Below are 15118 nucleotides of genomic sequence, written 5' to 3'. Positions count from 1 at the left end.
TGCGAGAAAGTGGGCAGTCCAACAGATGTCGCCTGTGTGACACCGTCCGGATCAGTTGGAGCGACCGGGAGAGACCGAGCGGAACGACTACCTCAACATCGTGTTGCCCGACCCGGTGTTACGTCCCGGCGCTCGTCACCGTCCCGTTCGCGGTTTTCAAACCGCGTCGGGAGGTCCAGAACGGTGCCGGCTCCGTCGAGGAGAAGCTACGCGCCCTCGGATACCCGGAGTAGCCGCGGCCGACAGTATATATGCCTCGCCGACAACGCTCACGTATGTCGCTCGGAGGGAATCGGCGTGAGTGACGACAGCCGTATCTCACGGTTCGTCCAGTCGACCGCGCGCAAAGCGGGCAAACAGTACGGCGAGGCGAAGCGCGCGTACCGGTCCGCCCGCCTGCAACACGGTCTGCCGACGGACGACGCCGGACGAGCGAAGATAGTCTGCCGACGCTACGCCGAGAAGCGAACCGCGAACATAGACGACCAGGGCCATCCAGCCTGCTTCGAGGCGGGCCATCCGGACTGCGAAGGCTGCGCCGAGGACGTGCGCGAGGGTCGTATCGAGACCTGGTGACTTTTCCCGCCCGGCGTCGCTCTGGCCGGTATGGACCGCCCCATCGTCGCAGTGATACTCGCCGGCGGTACCGGGACGCGACTCTACCCCGCGAGTCGAAGCGACCGCCCCAAGCAGTTCCAGTCGTTCGGCGGCGACCGCTCGCTGCTCGCTCGGACCGCCGACAGGGTCGATTTCGCCGACGAAACCGTCGTCCTCACGCGCGACGCCTACGCCGACGCGGTGCCCGCCCACGCTCCAGACGCCGACGTACTGGTCGAACCCGCGCCACGAGACACCGGCCCCGCGCTGACGTACGCCGCCGCTCGACTCCGCGAACGGGTCGACGACGCCGTTCTCCTGTGCGTGCCAAGCGACCACCGGCTCCGGGGCGATTTCGAGTCCCCCGCTCGCCGCGCCGCCCGCGTCGCCGTCGAGACTGACGGCCTCGTCACGCTCGGTGTCGAACCGACTCGGCCGGCGACCGAGTACGGCTACGTCGAACCGCGACGGGAACAGGACGGCTACGCGCCGGTCCGCCGGTTCCGGGAGAAACCGGACCGCGAAACCGCCGCGGAACTCGTCGACGACTGTTACTGGAACGCCGGCATCTTCGCGTGGACGCCCGACGCCTTCCTGCGCGAGGCGCGGGACTCGCCGCTCTCGACCGTCGTCGCGGCGGCCGAAAACGGTGGGGAAACGGCTCCGAACCGCCGAGACGCCGACCCGCTCGCCACCGCCGTCCGCGAGACCGACCCGGTAAGCGTCGACTACGCCGTTCTGGAGCGCACGGACGACGCGTACGTCGTTCCCGTCTCGTTCGAGTGGGACGACCTCGGGTCGTGGGACGCCCTAGAGCGGGTCGTCGGCGGTGACGACAACGCCGTCCTCGGCGACGCGCTGACGATAGACGCCGCGGACAACGTCGTCGCCAGCGACGGTGACACCCACGTCTCAGTCGTCGGAGCCGACGACCTGGTCGTCGCCGCGTACGGCGACCGCGTGCTGGTCGTACCGAAAGACGACGCACAGCGCGTCCGGGAGGTCGTCAAGCGACTGCGCGACGCCGGCGAGTTCTGAGCCGGGACGGCGGTCATCGCCGCTCAGGAGCGCAGGCGGCCGCCGTCAACCGGCATCGCCACGCCGTTGACGAAACTCGCACGGTCGCTGGAGAGGAAGGCGATAGCGTCGCCCAGTTCCATCGGGTCGCCGATGCGGTCGAGCGGGATGTCCGCCGACCAGTCTTCGAGTCCCTCCTCGTAACTGCCGTACTCGCCGCGGTCGAGGCCCTGTTCGATGAGTTCCTCGATCCTGGGCGTCTCGTGGGCACCGGGCAACACGGCGTTGGCCCGCACGCCCGGCGCGAACTCCCGCGAAACGGTTTTGACCGTGCCGATGACGGCCCGACGCACCGCGTTCGAGAGGACAAGCCCCTCGATGGCCTCGCGGACGCTGGTGGACGTGATCGAGACGATGCTGCCCGCGTCGCTGTCTTCCAGATAGGGGTGTGCCTCCTTCAGCGTCCAGACGTGACTCATCACGAGCATGTCGTACGCCGCGTACCAGTCGCGCTCGTCCATGTCCACGAACGCGCCGCTCGGAACGCCCCCGGCAGAGGTAACCACGTGGTCGAGGCCACCGAAGGCGTCGACGGTCTCCTCGACCAGCGACACGATGTCGCTCCGGCTAGTGATGTCCGCCTGCTGGGCGCGTACCTCGCCGTCCGCGACCGACGCCACCTCCTCGCGCGCCGCTTCGAGGCGGTCGGTCGACCGCCCGCAGATACTGACGTTCGCGCCCTCCCGGGCGAGGGCTTTGGCGCTCGCGAGGCCGAGACCGCTCGAACTCGCCGTGACCAGTGCCGCGTTGCCGTCGATTCCAAGATCCATATCGTGGCCAACGCGGCGGGCGCACTAATCTTTCGGGACTCCGGATCCGCTCGGACGGCCGGATCTGTCCGGCCCATTCACCGGGATCTGGCCCGACCGCTCACTCGGACCGCCGGACCCGGACGCTGCCGTCGTTGGAGACGCCGACCAGCAGCGCCTCGCTCACCTTCCGTCCGCTGATGGCGTCGCCCGCCTCGTCGCTGACGATCTTCATCAGGTCCGGTGCGGTGTGGCTCACCTTCACACCTGCCTCGTCGCAGGCGTCGTAGACGCGCTGGGGAACGTCGTACAGGTCGGTTTCGGTCTCGACCTCGACCTGTACCGGCGCTTTCAGCGCCTCCGCGAACGCCACCGTTTCGCGCGCCTTCTCGACGTTCGTTCGAGCGCTCGCCTCAACGCTGGAGACGTTGGCACGCGAGGTGCCGAGCAGTTCGGCGATAGCGGACTGCGACGCGCCCCGCTGGCGCAGGGCGAGCACCTCGGCCTGCCGACGCGTCAGCGCGCTCTCAGTCGGGTCGAATCCGACCCGGTCCAGCAACTCGTCGACGTTCGCGGTCACGGCTTCCTCGTCACCGTCTGCGTCGCTCATCGGGTGTGGATACGAACCCCAATGCGAAAAACGGTCGGGACTGTCCACGCGCCGACCAGGACGAAACGGCCGTTCAGGAGCCCCAGAAGTTGTCGCGGCTTCCCAGACGCTCGCGGTCGGGGCCGCGGCCCCCGCTGTCTTCGTCGTCATTGTCATCGCTGACGGCTTCGTCGGTCTCTTCTCCGTCCGTCTCCTCGTCGGGTTCTTCCTCGTCGTCCATCGGGAGGCGCTCGACCTCGTCGGCGCGAGCGTGGTTCGAGTGCACCTCGGTTATCTTCACTCGGGCGCGAGCCTCCGGAAGGACCCCGTCGACCAGCACGATGAAGCCGTCCTCGGTCCGCCCGACGCCGGCACCGCTCTCGTGGATGTCTTCGACGTCGACGACGAGTTCCTCCTGTTGCTGGACCGGTTGCGTTTGCAGGTCTTCGATGGGCTGGCTGTAGTGATTACACCACTCCTTGCCGCCGCGGTCGCCGTAGTGTTGGCACCCCATCCCTTCGATCCGTTCGGAGAAACTGGGGCATTCGTCGGCGAGTGGACAGTCCGCCATGCGGCATGGTACTTTACCGGGCGATTAAACGCTTGCGTTTGGGCGATCACTGCATAACGCTTTTTCACGCCCTCTCCGAATCACGATCAGTGACACGTCGCGTCCCCGAACTCGCCGTGCTCGTCGGACTGGTTCTCGCCGGGACCGTTCTCGCCGCGGTCGTCGTACTGGAACCCGCGTTCGTCACCGATCCTGAGCGCCTGCTGGTCACGGTGACGTTCGTTCTCGCCCTGTTGTACCCCTTTGCGACGTTCGCCGTCGTTCGGATGGAGGACCCGACCTGGCTCCTCCCGCCGGACCGACTTCTATTGGTCGCTACCGTCCTGGCGGCCGGCGTCGGTCTCGTCGGAGCGTCGGCGGACCCGGTGTTCGCCGCGGTGGTGGCAGCACTGCTCGCTCTCCCGCCGGTGGTCTACAACGCGGAGTACGGTGGCAGTCTCGAATCGCTCCCCCCGTTCCCGGTTCTGGTCGGGTCGGCGCTCGTCGCCGTCACCGTCGTCGGGGTCAGCGCGTTCAGCGGCGCGGACCCCCTGCTCTCGGCCCTTCTCGGCTCCGTCCTCGTCCTGCTCGGCGGCGGTTACTACACGTCGCGGACTCCGGGACGGCGGGCACAGCGCCGCGCCGGAGCCGTCGTCTCGACTTCGCTCGCGCTCTTCGTCGTCGAACACGTCCTCATCGGCGGCTGAGCCGCGTCGATGCCCCGTGTCTCTGTATCGACGCTTCTCCCACAGTATCTGTTTTCCCCTCGGTATACGAGAACCACGTGCTACGCGCTCGCGTGAACGTGTCCTCTCAGCCTATCGTCGATCGGTACCGACTGATTCGTCGAGAACGACGACGACCGTCGGCTCCGTGACGGACGTTTCGTCGGGACACTCCGCGGCGCGCTCGACGGTGAACTGCTGTGCCGTCTCGTTGTTTTCGCCGGGGACACGGTGCCACACTCGAATATCCAGTTCGACTTCCTCTCCACCCCCGATCACCTCCGCCGTTGCGTACGAGTAGTCATCGGGCCAGACGAGTTGTGCGTCAGAGTCCCGACGGTCAGGCGTGTAGACGCAGGCGCTGACTGAGGGCGGTGACAGTTTCCGCGCTCCGACGAACTCGTTTTTCGCGGTGACGGTCCCGACGATCATCTGTGGATCGTCGGGGGTACTCGTCACCTCGTTTTCTAGTGCGGCCGTGTAGACGACGCCACCGCCGAGCAGGTCGGCGACGATCAGTAGGCCGGCGACAACCGCGACGACGGCGAGTACGTACCGGCTCTGTCGCCACGGTAGGCCGGCCTCTCGTTCTCGCAGCAGGTAGCCGAGCCCGATGAACAGCATCGAGGAGAAAACGAGCGCCAGAAAGACGCCGGTGTCGCCGACGTCGTACCGGTCGATCGTGTAGCCGAGAAACATGAGGTACGCACCCCCACTCAGTACGTAGAGCACGCTGTCGAGCGTCGGGCGATCGATCGCGCTTGCGGCCGTGAAAAACGCGACGAATCCGAGCAACAGCAGCAGTGATTTGACCGGCACCGACAGCTCGAACACCAGATCGCGGCCGAAGTAGACCAACGCGCCCAGACCGAACAGCACGCCGAGTCCGTACAGTATCTTGACGTCGTCTATTTCGAAATCCATAGGTCAAATCCGAGTAATTAAGAATCACTCAGACGCGTATTAAATTTGTCCTTGAGAGGAATTCGTTCCGACGAGGTGACGTACGCCGAGAGTTCCGGTCAGACCCGACCCGCCGGAACGTGTCTATCAGGATTCAGCGACGCGGGACGACCTTTTCACCTATTCGCCTTCGGCGAATCGTTCGTCGAAAAACTCGGCCACAAACCGCTCGATCCTCGCGGCGCTCGGGTACTTGCAGGTGTACGATAGGTCCACCAGTGACGTTCGAGGCGCAAGCGACGTTCGTCACGCCAGCGGCGTGCGCTCTACGACGGTGCCGTCGACGGTCGGATACTGCTCGACGATTTCGCCGTCCTCGACGTCGCCTTCCTCGACCATCTCCTCAAGTAGCCACCACGCGAGTTCGACGTGTTCCGTCTTCACAGTGTAGAACTCCTCGGGGACGCCGAGTTCATCGAGACGTTCGACCGGTGCTCGGGTCTTGCCGTAGACGAGCGTCCCGTCGTCGGTCACCTCGTCGAACTCGCGCTGGATGTTCTCGGCCATCCGTTTCATGCGGTTGCGGTGCTGAGCGGCGTCTTTGAACACGCTCGTACAGAAGTACACGCGCTCGTGGTCGCCCATCACGTCCAGTATCTCCTTCGACCCGTCGACGGCACTCATGTGGCCGTCCTGCAGTTCGTACCCTTTCTCCTGCATCCGGCGGTAGTTGCCGTCGCTCATCTCGAACTCGTTGACGTTACAGAAGTCGGCGGCCCCCTCGTCGAGGAACTCCAAGAACTCCTCCTCGGCGCGGATGCCCGGGATCTCGAAGGCGGGCGTGAGCCCTTCCTCGCGGGCGATGTAGAGGATCTCCTCCCACTCCGTGCCGTGCATGTCGCCCCAGAGTTCCAGCGGCGGGTGGAATCGGATCTCGTCCAGCCCCGCTTCGGAGAGGCGGCGCATGTTCTCCCGTCCGCCGGGGATACCCGTATAGAGGTGCGTGTGGTGCTCGTCCCCGAACTCCTCGGTCAGCAGTTCGAGGTAGTGGCAGGTGCGGTCCAGCGCTTCCTGCGGTTCGCCGCCCGTGATGGAGGTGCCGAGCGCGTCCATGCGCTTGGCTTCGGTGATGACGTCCTCGTCCGACTCGACTTTCCGCTCGTTGGCGTACACGTCAGTGACGTTCTTGCGGTTCTCGCCGAGCGGACAGTAGAAACAGTCCCGCTGGTCACAGTAACCGTAGACGAACATCACCATCTTCCCGCCCTTGGCGCACTGTTCGCAGCCCTCCGATATCATTCGTCTCCCGATACACGTCGCACGCTCAAAAGCTATCCGGAACGCGGTTGCGACTTCCCGATACGCGTCGCTAACCGAACTTACCGGTGATGTAATCTTCGACGCGCTGGTGTTCGGGGTTTTCGAAGACGACGCTAGTGTCGTCGAACTCGACGAGTTCACCGCCGGTGAGGAAGACGGCGGTTTTGTCGGAGATGCGTGCGGCCTGTTGCATGTTGTGGGTGACGATGACGACGGTGTAGTCTTGGGCGAGTTCTTCGATGAGGTCTTCGATCTGGGAGGTGGCGACGGGGTCGAGCGCGCTGGCGGGTTCGTCCATCAGGAGGACGTCGGGGTCGGGTGCGATGGCGCGGGCGATACAGAGCCGTTGTTGTTGGCCTCCCGAGAGGTCGAGCGCCGATTCGTCGAGGCGGTCGTTGACTTCGTCCCACAGCGCCGCGCGGCGCAGCGCCGTCTCCACGCGCTCGTCGAGGTTCTCCGTGTCGTCTTGGACTCGGAGTCCGTACGCGACGTTGTCGTAGATGCTCTTGGGAAACGGGTTCGGTGCCTGAAACACCATCCCGATCCGCCGCCGGAGCGCGACCGGGTCCACGTCCGCGTCGTAGACGTTTTTCCCCTCGAACAGCAACTCGCCTTTGACGCGCGCCGAATCAACCAGGTCGTTCATCCGGTTGATACACCGCAGGAACGTCGATTTCCCGCAGCCGGACGGCCCGATTATCGCCGTCACCTTCTCCGCGGGTATCTCGATGTCTATCTCCTGCAGCGCTCGCTCCTCGCCGTAGTACACGTCAAGCGCCTGCGTTTCGACGACTGTTCTAGTTTCGCTCTGTTCGCCAGTGGTTCGCTCGTGTCCGACCGCGTCGGCTCCCGGCGACGGCGAGATCAGCGATTCGTCGTCCGCGTCGGGACTAGGGTCGGTGCCGGATATGGTTTCCTGTGACATGGGTATTACTGCCGCTGGTATCTGTTTCGGATGAGTATCGCCGTGGCGTTCATCAGGAGCAACACGGTCAGCAGCGTCACGACGCCCGCGGCCATCACACCGTACTGGAACTCGTATTTCGGGAAGCTGACCCAGGCGTAGATCTGCCGGGGCATCGCGCTGAACCGGTCGAAGAAGGACGACGGCGGGCTAAACACCGTCGTCGCCGCACCGATCATGATGAGCGGGGCCGTTTCGCCGATGGCCCGTCCGAGCGCCAGGATAGTTCCCGTGAGGATCCCCGGAAGCGCCTCCGGAAGGACGACCCGCCAGACGGTCTGCCAGCGGGTCGCGCCCATCCCGTACGACGCCTTTCTCATCGAGTCCGGCACGCTCCGGATCGCCTCCTGGGCGGAGATGATGATGATGGGAAGGATGAGCAGGCCGACCGTGAACCCGCCGACGACGACCGTCCCGGTGCCGAGGCCGACGAACCGGACGAACAGCGCGAGACCGAGCAGTCCGTACACGACCGACGGGACGCCGGCGAGGTTCCCGATGTTGATCTCGATGAGCGTCGCTATCGGGTTGTCGGACGCGTACTCCTCCAGATAGATCGCGGCTCCGACGCCGATCGGAAAGGCCGACAGCGCGATCACGATGAGCATCATCACGGACCCGACCAGTGCGGGGTAGATCCCGGCCTTCTCGGGGAACCGCGAGTGCGCGCTCGTGAGGAAGTCGCCGTCGAGCCACGGTCCGTACGCGGGATCGGTCAGGGCGAACGCGTCGACGACGACGTACAGCAGCAACACGAACACCATGAAGATGCCGAACACCGTCGCGGCGAGACAGCCGAGTTCGAACGCGCGACCTTTCGCGTAGCCGGTCGTCCTCTCGGTCCCGAACCAGTCCCGCCCGCTGTCGGTCGCCATCAGGCGGTCACCTCCGTTCGGAAACGAGCGTGTAGCGTCATTGGTACTCCTCCTGGAAGCGCCTGGCAACGAGAGTGCTGATGAGGTTCATGACGAACGTGATCGAAAACAGTGTCAGACCGATAGCGAACAGCGCCTTGTACGCGGTCGTTCCGCCCGACAGGTCGCTGACGCCGAGTTCGATCATCGCGGATGTCATCGTCTGGATCGAATTGAACAACACGGTGTCGACGTTCGATGAGGTGATCATCGTCGGCGACTGCCCGGCCGCGACGACGACTGCCATCGTCTCGCCGATCGCCCGCGACAGCGCGAGGACGAACGACGAGACGATCCCGGAGGCCGCGGCCGGGACGACCACGCCGGTCGACACCTCGAACTTCGTCGCGCCCAGTCCGTACCCCGCCTCTCTGAGCGAGTCCGGGACGGAACTCATCGCGTCCTCGCTGATCGACGATACCATTGGGATGATCATGATGCCGACGACGATGGACGCCGAGAGCGCGTTGAACGTGCTCACCGGAAGTACGGCGTCGAGCGCTGGCGTGATGTACACGAGCCCGAAGTAGCCGTAGACGACCGTCGGGATCCCCGCCAGAACCTCCAGACCGGGTTTAAGAACCGAGCGGACGCGGTCGCTCGCGTACTCGCTCAGGTAGATCGCCGATGCCACGCCGAGCGGCAGTGCGATCAGGGCAGACAGGACCGTGACCAACAGCGTGTTCGTCACGAGCGGTAGGACCCCGAACGAGTAGGGCTTGATCGCCGGACTCCAGTCGGTACCGGTGAAAAACGCCACCGGGGACACCTCGGTGAAGAAATCGATCGCGTCGAAGAGCAAGGTACCGATGATACCGAACGTGACGAACACCGACAGGGCTGCGCAGGTGAGCAACAACAGCCACACGCCGCGTTCTTTCGCCGAGCGGCTCACTGCGTCCCCTGTCAGATCGACGTGAGTGGATTCTCTACTCATGAGATGGGAGAAAGAAGCGCCCGCGTTACGTTACGAGACGTCCTCGATGTTCGATTCGAGTTTGTCCAGGTTCTCGTTCATCTGCTCCTCGCTGGAGGGGACGTAGCCGATTTCGCTCACCATGTCGGTTTCGGCGCTCTCGAGGTAGTACTTCAGGAACTCCTGGACCTGTTCCTCTTCGAGGGCGTCCTTAGCGGGGTAGATGAACAGCGGTCGCGCCATCGGGTACGAGCCGTCTTTCGCGTTTTCGAGACTCGGCTCGGTGCAGCCATCCCCGGCGTCGATCTCGACGGCTTTGATGCGGTCCTTGTTCTCGGCGTAGTACGCGTAGCCGAAATACCCCATCGCGTAATCGGAGCCTTCGATACCCTGAACGATGCGGTTGTCCTCCTCCGTCGCCTCGTAGTCGTCCCGGTGGGCACCGACCTCGCCGTTGACGTACTCCGTGAACCAGTCGAACGTCCCCGATGTCGAGGCCGCGCCGTACAGTTCGAACTCCTTATCGGGCCACTCGTCGCGGACGTCGCTCCAGGTTTCCGCGCCGTCGGGTTGCCAGATCTGGTTGAGTTCGTCCACCGTGAGACAGTCGACCCAGTCCGCGTTCTGGTTCACTGCGACCGTCAGCGCGTCGCCCGCTATCTCGAACTCGAGCGGTTCCACGTCGTTCTCGCTGCAGTGGTCGACCTCCTCGTCCTTGATCGGGCGGGAGGCACCGTTGATGTGGCTATTGCCCGGACAGAAGTGGTTCTCGAAGCCGCCGCCGCTCCCGGTCGAGTCCACCGAGATGTCCACGTCCGAGTGGTCTTTCTTGAACTCCTCGGCGAACGCCACGGAGATCGGGTACACCGTACTCGATCCGGTTATGTTGACCTCTCCGGAGAGGTCACTACTTTCGTCCCCGAGTACGTTACACCCTGCAAGCGCCGTTGCGCTTGCCACGCCGGATGCGGCGAGGAACTTACGTCGCGACACGCCGGGCACCTTGTCAGTGTGCTCTGGCATCATCTGAACCATCCTGTAGTCATAATAAGTAATCTGCTATGAAATCTATATAGATGTATGTGGGGGTATGGATTGATACCAACACTACTACAGATTCAGTCGTTTCTGAGATGATATGGGACGTAATAGGCGGTAAATTGGGGTAATTAGCCGTCTCAGTAGCGTTCTGAAAGCTATCTGGACATTCAGACGTATACGTAGGTACTGGCAGATAGTGTAGTTAAAGGATAGAATATGGCTGGAAAGAACCATAGATATATAGAAATAGGTGGATTTATTCCGGACGAGCCGGCACTGTCGGATATGGAGACCCGAAAGGTCCAGGTCACCGGCGGATCGACGTTTACTGTTTCGCTTCCCAAGTCGTGGGCGAACGACAACGAGGTTAGCGCCGGAAGCGAAGTCGAGTTCTATCCGGAAGAAGACACGCTCTTGCTCACGCCGCGCAGCGACTCCGAGCGAGTCGAAGGGTCACTCGACGTGTCGGAACTGGAGGGCCAACAGCTGACCCGCGCGGTGATGACGATGTACGTCAGCGGCTTCGACATTATCGCGCTGGAGGCTAACCGCATCACGACGGACCAGCGCCGGGCCATCCGCGACGCGGTCCAGGGCCTCGTCGGCCTCGAAGTGCTCGAAGAGACCAGCGAGCGGGTAGTCCTGCAGGAGCTACTCGACTCCTCCGAACTGTCGATCAAGAACGCGGTGACGCGGATGCGGCTCATCTCCCGGTCGATGCTCGAAGACGCGGTGACGGCGCTGGTCGAAAACGACGACGACCTGGCCCGCGACGTGATCGAACGCGACGACGACGTGGACAGGCTGTACTTCGTGGTATCGCGCATCTTCCGGGCGACGCTGCGCTCGCCGCGAGCGGCCAAAGAACTCGGACTCCCCCGAGAGGTGTGTTTCGACTATCACTCCTCCGCCCGCCAACTCGAACGGATCGCCGACCACGCCGCGAAGATAGCCCACCTCGCGCTGGAACTCGGCGACGTTCCCGACGGCGTCACTGACGACGTTGCCTCGGGATTAGAGGCTCTCCACGAGGACTCCACCACGGTGATCAACAACGCCATGGACGCGCTGTTCATGGACGACTCCGACCGGTCGGAGGAACTCGCCAACGAGGCGCGCGAATCCATTCTCGCTATCGACGAACACACCCGCGAGCTACGCAGGCATCTCCGCGATCTGGACCCCGGAGAGGCTCAGCTCCTCGGACTGGTCGTCGACTCGCTGTCGCGGAGCGCCGACTACGGCGGCAACGTCGCCGAGACGGCGCTGCAGCGGGCAGCGCCGCGACCGTGACCGCTCTCCGAAACCATGCCACGCGGCGCGGCTGACCGCCGTGCCCAAAAGCAAATAAGCGCAAGCCGTGAACTGTCACCCGATGCTGTTGGTGCTCTGTGTCGACCTGGACGACGACATCGGTCGAAAGACCACCGTCGGAACCCCGGTCGTCGGTCGAGATCCGGTCGAGGAGGCTGCAGTCGCCCTCGCCACGACCGACCCGGAGGACAGCGACGTCAACGTGCTGTTCCAGGGGTTACACATCGCCGAGGAGATAACCGACGAAGAGGTCGAAGTCGCTGCCGTGACGGGCAACGACGGCGGCGACGTAAGCGCCAACCGCGAGGTCGGCGAGGAGGTCGACGAGGTGCTCGCCAGCCTAAGCACCGGCGAGGGCGTCACGGCGCTCGTGGTCACCGACGGCGCGCAGGACGAGAGCGTCGTCCCGGTGATCCGCTCTCGGGTCACGATCGACGGCGTCAGACGCGTCGTCGTCCGGCAGGCCCAGGACCTGGAGTCCGTCTACTACACGATGAAGCAGGTGCTGAACGACCCCGAAACGCGCGGGACGGTGCTCGTACCGCTCGGGATCCTGCTGTTGATCTATCCGCTCGCGGTCATCGCCAGCATGCTGGAACTCCCCGGCGGTGCCGTGTTCGGGATCGTGTCTGCGATGCTCGGACTCTACTTCCTCTCTCGTGGACTCGGTATCGCGGAGACGCTCGACACGCTCGTCGGTCGGGCGCGAAACAGCCTCTACGCGGGCCGAGTGACGATCATCACCTACCTCGTCGCCGCCGTGTTACTCGTCATCGGCGGCGTCGACGGTCTGAACCAACTCGAAGCGACGCAGATGGAGACGAACGGGACGCTCGGGGCGATCGAAGTAGCCGCCGCGCTCGTCCACGGCTCCGTCCAGTGGTTTGCGGCCGCCGGAATCACCACGAGTCTCGGCCAGATCACCGACGAGTACCTCGCCGACCGTCTGGAGTGGCGATACCTGAACGCGCCGTTTTACGTGCTCTCTATCGCCATCGTGTTAGACGCCGTCAGCGCCTATTTCCTCGATATGGCGGGCCTTTCCGTCCTCGCGGCCGCGCTGACGGGCGGAACGCTGCTCGGACTCGTGAGTACGCTCGTGTTCGCTATCGTGGAGTCTCGGTTCCCCCAGGATGCGGAGACAGACCGCGACGGCGAACCGGTCTGACGGCGGCGCGTGACTCGTCAGTGCCTCGCGGTCACCGCTCGCGAACGACAACGAACTTCGCCAGATCACGCAGATACTCCTCCGCTTGCGTGTCCGTCGTATCCACGCGCTCTAACGCGGCGAGCGCCTGGTCCGCTTCGTGTCGGGCGCGTTCGTTGGCTCCGTCCGGCGTCAGGTTCGTCACCTGAACGACCGAGGGGCGGTCCATCTCCGCGTCGAGACCGGTCGGTTTCCCCAGTTCCTCGGCGTCAGCCGTCGCGTCCAGTACGTCGTCCCGGATCTGGAACGCGACGCCGACGCGCTCGGCGTACTCGCCGAATGCCTCGACTGTGAACGCGTCGGCGTCGGCGGCTACCGCGCCGAGTTCGGCCGCGGCGCGAAACAGTGCGCCCGTCTTCCGGCGGGCCAGTTCCATGTACTCGGACTCGGACTCGGGTTTCGCCACGAGTTCCGTCGCTTCGCCCTCTCCGAGTTCGACCATCGCCTCGGCGACGATCTGCATCGCCTGCGGGTTCGGGGAAAACAGGTCGAACGCCTCTCCGAGTAGCCCGTCGCTAGAGATGATCGCCGGTCCGTAGCCGTACTTGGCCCAGGCGCTGTCGACGCCGCGGCGGACGTCCGACCGGTCGATGATGTCGTCGACGACGAGCGAGGCGTTGTGGACGAGTTCCACGCCAACGCCGAAGTCGACGGCGTCCTCGGCCTCGCCGCTTGCGGCCTCACAGGCGAGCAGCGTCACCATCGGTCGAACCCGCTTGCCGCCGGACAGCGCCACGTGGCGAACCTCGTCTTCGAGCTCCGCCGGCTCGACGCCGTCGATGACGGCCGTGAGCCGGTCTTCGATGAGCGACTGTCGACGCTCGAGAAACTCCATTACTGCGGCGTTAGGACCGGTCCCGCAAGTACGTGACGGAATCGCGTGTTGCCGGCGTCCGCCGGCGCGCGGGGTCCCGTCGCCGGCGCGCTCGATCACGTCGCCGTCTTTCTGTGGCCGCCCACTCTTGTCGCTGGCGTCCGTACGACGGCTATGGACAGTTCACACGCGCTCGTGGTCGGCGGCGGCGGCACCGGCGTCGGAACCGCCCGGGACCTCGCGATGCGCGGCGTCGACGTGACGCTGGTCGACCGCGGCGGCCTCGGAAGCGGGACGACCGGCCGGTCGCACGGCCTCCTCCACAGCGGCGCGCGCTACGCGGAGAACGACCCGAGCGGAGCCAGTGAGTGCATCCGGGAAAACCGAATCTTGCGGGACATCGCCGGGCACTGCATCGGGTGCGACTGCGGCTACTTCGTGCAACTGACTGACGACGACCCGGCGTACTTCGACGAGAAACTCTCCGCCTGTCGCGACCTGAACGTCCCCGCCGAGGTGCGTACGCCCGACGAAGTCGGGGACGAGGTGCCGGACCTGACCGACGACGCCGAGCGCATCATGGTGGTTCCGGACGGCGTGATCTACCCGTCGCGACTCGTCGCGGCCACGGCGGCGAGCGCCCGCGAGCACGGCGCGACGATCCGACCGAACGCCCCGGTGCGGGATCTACTGGTCGAAAACGACGCCGTCGTCGGAGCGCGCGTCGAGACTGACGACGGCGAGGAGACGATCCGCGCGGACCACGTCGTCAACGCCGCCGGCGCGTGGGCCGGAGAGGTCGCTGACATGGCGGCCGTCGACGTATCGATGCGCCCGGCGAAGGGCGTGATGGTCGCCGTCGACTACCCGGACCTCCCGGTCGTCCTGAACCGCTGTCGTCCGCCCGCCGACGGCGACATCGTGGTCCCCCACGAAGGCGAGGTCGTCCTCGGCACGACGAGCGTCGCCGTGGACGACCCCGACGAGTTCGACGAGGAGCGCTGGGAGGTAGAGCGCTGTATCGAGGAGTGCGCCCGGATGCTTCCGCCGGTCGCCGACGCCGCCGTCGAACGGACGTACTGGGGGGTCAGACCGCTGTACGGCCCGGACGAGGACGAACGCGAGGGCGAACGCGGCATCTCTCGGGGTTTTTTCGTCCTCGACCACGCCGACCGCGACGGTCTGGACGGGTTCACCACGGTCGTCGGCGGTAAACTCACGACTCACCGCCTCATGGCCGAGGCCGTGGCGGACCACGTCTGCGGTCGGTTCGGCGTCGACGTACCGTGTCGCACCCCGGACGAACCGCTGTACGGCGCTGGGGATCCCGGCGCAGTTCAGGACGCGATCCGCGAATTCCACGCGCTCTCACCGGCTGACGAGGACACACAGCGGTCGTCGAGCCACTGATCGACTGAAAAAAGCGCTTTCGACGGTC

16 protein-coding genes are annotated in these 15118 nt (G+C 64.9%); 6 read left to right on the top strand and 10 right to left on the bottom strand.

The features are described from left to right. The first annotated feature begins 297 nt into the window (after positions 1-297). Together SM753_RS07095 and SM753_RS07090 are read left to right on the top strand one after the other, a co-directional pair. Positions 298-576 (top strand): hypothetical protein, encoded by a 279-nt coding sequence (locus tag SM753_RS07095; RefSeq protein ID WP_323191064.1) that lies wholly within the window; start codon positions 298-300, stop codon positions 574-576. A gap of 30 nt (positions 577-606) precedes the next feature. After that, complete coding sequence (locus tag SM753_RS07090) at positions 607-1635, top strand: sugar phosphate nucleotidyltransferase (RefSeq protein ID WP_323191063.1); 1029 nt, start codon at positions 607-609, stop codon at positions 1633-1635. Positions 1636-1658: 23 nt separating this feature from the next. Here SM753_RS07090 and SM753_RS07085 read toward each other — a convergent pair whose 3' ends face one another. The 3 genes from SM753_RS07085 to SM753_RS07075 all read right to left on the bottom strand — a co-directional run bounded on the left by SM753_RS07085 (position 1659) and on the right by SM753_RS07075 (position 3583). Further along, positions 1659-2444: an SDR family oxidoreductase gene (locus tag SM753_RS07085; protein ID WP_138798298.1), complete on the bottom strand. Its 786-nt coding sequence runs from the start codon at positions 2442-2444 to the stop codon at positions 1659-1661. 100 nt (positions 2445-2544) lie between these two features. After that, positions 2545-3033 (bottom strand): Tfx family DNA-binding protein, encoded by a 489-nt coding sequence (locus tag SM753_RS07080; RefSeq protein ID WP_138798297.1) that lies wholly within the window; start codon positions 3031-3033, stop codon positions 2545-2547. 73 nt (positions 3034-3106) lie between these two features. After that, positions 3107-3583 carry a TRAM domain-containing protein gene (locus SM753_RS07075; RefSeq protein ID WP_135534889.1) on the bottom strand — a complete coding sequence of 159 codons (477 nt, stop codon included), beginning with the start codon at positions 3581-3583 and terminating at the stop codon, positions 3107-3109. Positions 3584-3672: 89 nt separating this feature from the next. Here SM753_RS07075 and SM753_RS07070 point away from each other — a divergent pair, with 89 nt between their 5' ends. After that, complete coding sequence (locus SM753_RS07070) at positions 3673-4269, top strand: hypothetical protein (protein WP_323191062.1); 597 nt, start codon at positions 3673-3675, stop codon at positions 4267-4269. A 111-nt stretch (positions 4270-4380) separates the two neighbouring features. Here SM753_RS07070 and SM753_RS07065 read toward each other — a convergent pair whose 3' ends face one another. The 6 genes from SM753_RS07065 to SM753_RS07040 form a co-directional block, all read right to left on the bottom strand. Beyond that, complete coding sequence (locus SM753_RS07065) at positions 4381-5211, bottom strand: hypothetical protein (RefSeq protein ID WP_323191061.1); 831 nt, start codon at positions 5209-5211, stop codon at positions 4381-4383. Positions 5212-5496: 285 nt separating this feature from the next. Continuing rightward, positions 5497-6489 carry a radical SAM protein gene (locus tag SM753_RS07060; protein ID WP_135534886.1) on the bottom strand — a complete coding sequence of 331 codons (993 nt, stop codon included), beginning with the start codon at positions 6487-6489 and terminating at the stop codon, positions 5497-5499. 70 nt (positions 6490-6559) lie between these two features. Further along, a complete protein-coding gene (pstB, locus tag SM753_RS07055; protein WP_369335328.1) occupies positions 6560-7435 on the bottom strand; it encodes a phosphate ABC transporter ATP-binding protein PstB in 876 nt (291 codons plus the stop codon). Between the two features lie 5 nt (positions 7436-7440). After that, positions 7441-8349 (bottom strand): phosphate ABC transporter permease PstA, encoded by a 909-nt coding sequence (pstA, locus tag SM753_RS07050; RefSeq protein ID WP_323191060.1) that lies wholly within the window; start codon positions 8347-8349, stop codon positions 7441-7443. A 37-nt stretch (positions 8350-8386) separates the two neighbouring features. Beyond that, complete coding sequence (gene pstC, locus SM753_RS07045) at positions 8387-9325, bottom strand: phosphate ABC transporter permease subunit PstC (RefSeq protein ID WP_323191059.1); 939 nt, start codon at positions 9323-9325, stop codon at positions 8387-8389. A gap of 30 nt (positions 9326-9355) precedes the next feature. Continuing rightward, the gene (locus SM753_RS07040; RefSeq protein ID WP_323191058.1) at positions 9356-10327 is read right to left on the bottom strand and encodes a PstS family phosphate ABC transporter substrate-binding protein; all 972 of its coding nucleotides are present in this window, start codon (positions 10325-10327) and stop codon (positions 9356-9358) included. Positions 10328-10630: 303 nt separating this feature from the next. On the opposite strand from SM753_RS07040, the gene SM753_RS07035 reads away from it, so the two are divergent. After that, positions 10631-11638: a PhoU domain-containing protein gene (locus tag SM753_RS07035; protein WP_323191057.1), complete on the top strand. Its 1008-nt coding sequence runs from the start codon at positions 10631-10633 to the stop codon at positions 11636-11638. 82 nt (positions 11639-11720) lie between these two features. After that, the gene (locus SM753_RS07030; RefSeq protein WP_323191056.1) at positions 11721-12827 is read left to right on the top strand and encodes a DUF373 family protein; all 1107 of its coding nucleotides are present in this window, start codon (positions 11721-11723) and stop codon (positions 12825-12827) included. Between the two features lie 31 nt (positions 12828-12858). Here SM753_RS07030 and SM753_RS07025 read toward each other — a convergent pair whose 3' ends face one another. Continuing rightward, positions 12859-13701, bottom strand: coding sequence for a polyprenyl synthetase family protein (locus SM753_RS07025; protein WP_323191055.1), 843 nt, complete (start codon positions 13699-13701; stop codon positions 12859-12861). A 153-nt stretch (positions 13702-13854) separates the two neighbouring features. On the opposite strand from SM753_RS07025, the gene SM753_RS07020 reads away from it, so the two are divergent. Further along, a complete protein-coding gene (locus SM753_RS07020) occupies positions 13855-15090 on the top strand; it encodes an FAD-dependent oxidoreductase (protein ID WP_323191054.1) in 1236 nt (411 codons plus the stop codon). The last annotated feature ends 28 nt before the right edge of the window (positions 15091-15118 follow it).

The organism is Halostella sp. PRR32 (genome assembly GCF_034808085.1).
Lineage (GTDB): Archaea > Halobacteriota > Halobacteria > Halobacteriales > Natronoarchaeaceae > Halostella > Halostella pelagica.
This window is presented reverse-complemented; position numbering and strand designations above follow the sequence as displayed.

Coding starts and splice junctions, on each gene's coding strand:
- SM753_RS07025 (WP_323191055.1), bottom strand. CDS start 13,701: ATGGAGTTTCTCGAGCGTCGACAGTCGCTCATCGAAGACCGGCTCACG.
- SM753_RS07040 (WP_323191058.1), bottom strand. CDS start 10,327: ATGCCAGAGCACACTGACAAGGTGCCCGGCGTGTCGCGACGTAAGTTC.
- pstB (WP_369335328.1), bottom strand. CDS start 7,435: ATGTCACAGGAAACCATATCCGGCACCGACCCTAGTCCCGACGCGGAC.
- pstA (WP_323191060.1), bottom strand. CDS start 8,349: ATGGCGACCGACAGCGGGCGGGACTGGTTCGGGACCGAGAGGACGACC.
- SM753_RS07020 (WP_323191054.1), top strand. CDS start 13,855: ATGGACAGTTCACACGCGCTCGTGGTCGGCGGCGGCGGCACCGGCGTC.
- SM753_RS07060 (WP_135534886.1), bottom strand. CDS start 6,489: ATGATATCGGAGGGCTGCGAACAGTGCGCCAAGGGCGGGAAGATGGTG.
- SM753_RS07065 (WP_323191061.1), bottom strand. CDS start 5,211: ATGGATTTCGAAATAGACGACGTCAAGATACTGTACGGACTCGGCGTG.
- SM753_RS07080 (WP_138798297.1), bottom strand. CDS start 3,033: ATGAGCGACGCAGACGGTGACGAGGAAGCCGTGACCGCGAACGTCGAC.
- pstC (WP_323191059.1), bottom strand. CDS start 9,325: ATGAGTAGAGAATCCACTCACGTCGATCTGACAGGGGACGCAGTGAGC.
- SM753_RS07030 (WP_323191056.1), top strand. CDS start 11,721: ATGCTGTTGGTGCTCTGTGTCGACCTGGACGACGACATCGGTCGAAAG.
- SM753_RS07090 (WP_323191063.1), top strand. CDS start 607: ATGGACCGCCCCATCGTCGCAGTGATACTCGCCGGCGGTACCGGGACG.
- SM753_RS07075 (WP_135534889.1), bottom strand. CDS start 3,583: ATGGCGGACTGTCCACTCGCCGACGAATGCCCCAGTTTCTCCGAACGG.
- SM753_RS07035 (WP_323191057.1), top strand. CDS start 10,631: ATGGAGACCCGAAAGGTCCAGGTCACCGGCGGATCGACGTTTACTGTT.
- SM753_RS07085 (WP_138798298.1), bottom strand. CDS start 2,444: ATGGATCTTGGAATCGACGGCAACGCGGCACTGGTCACGGCGAGTTCG.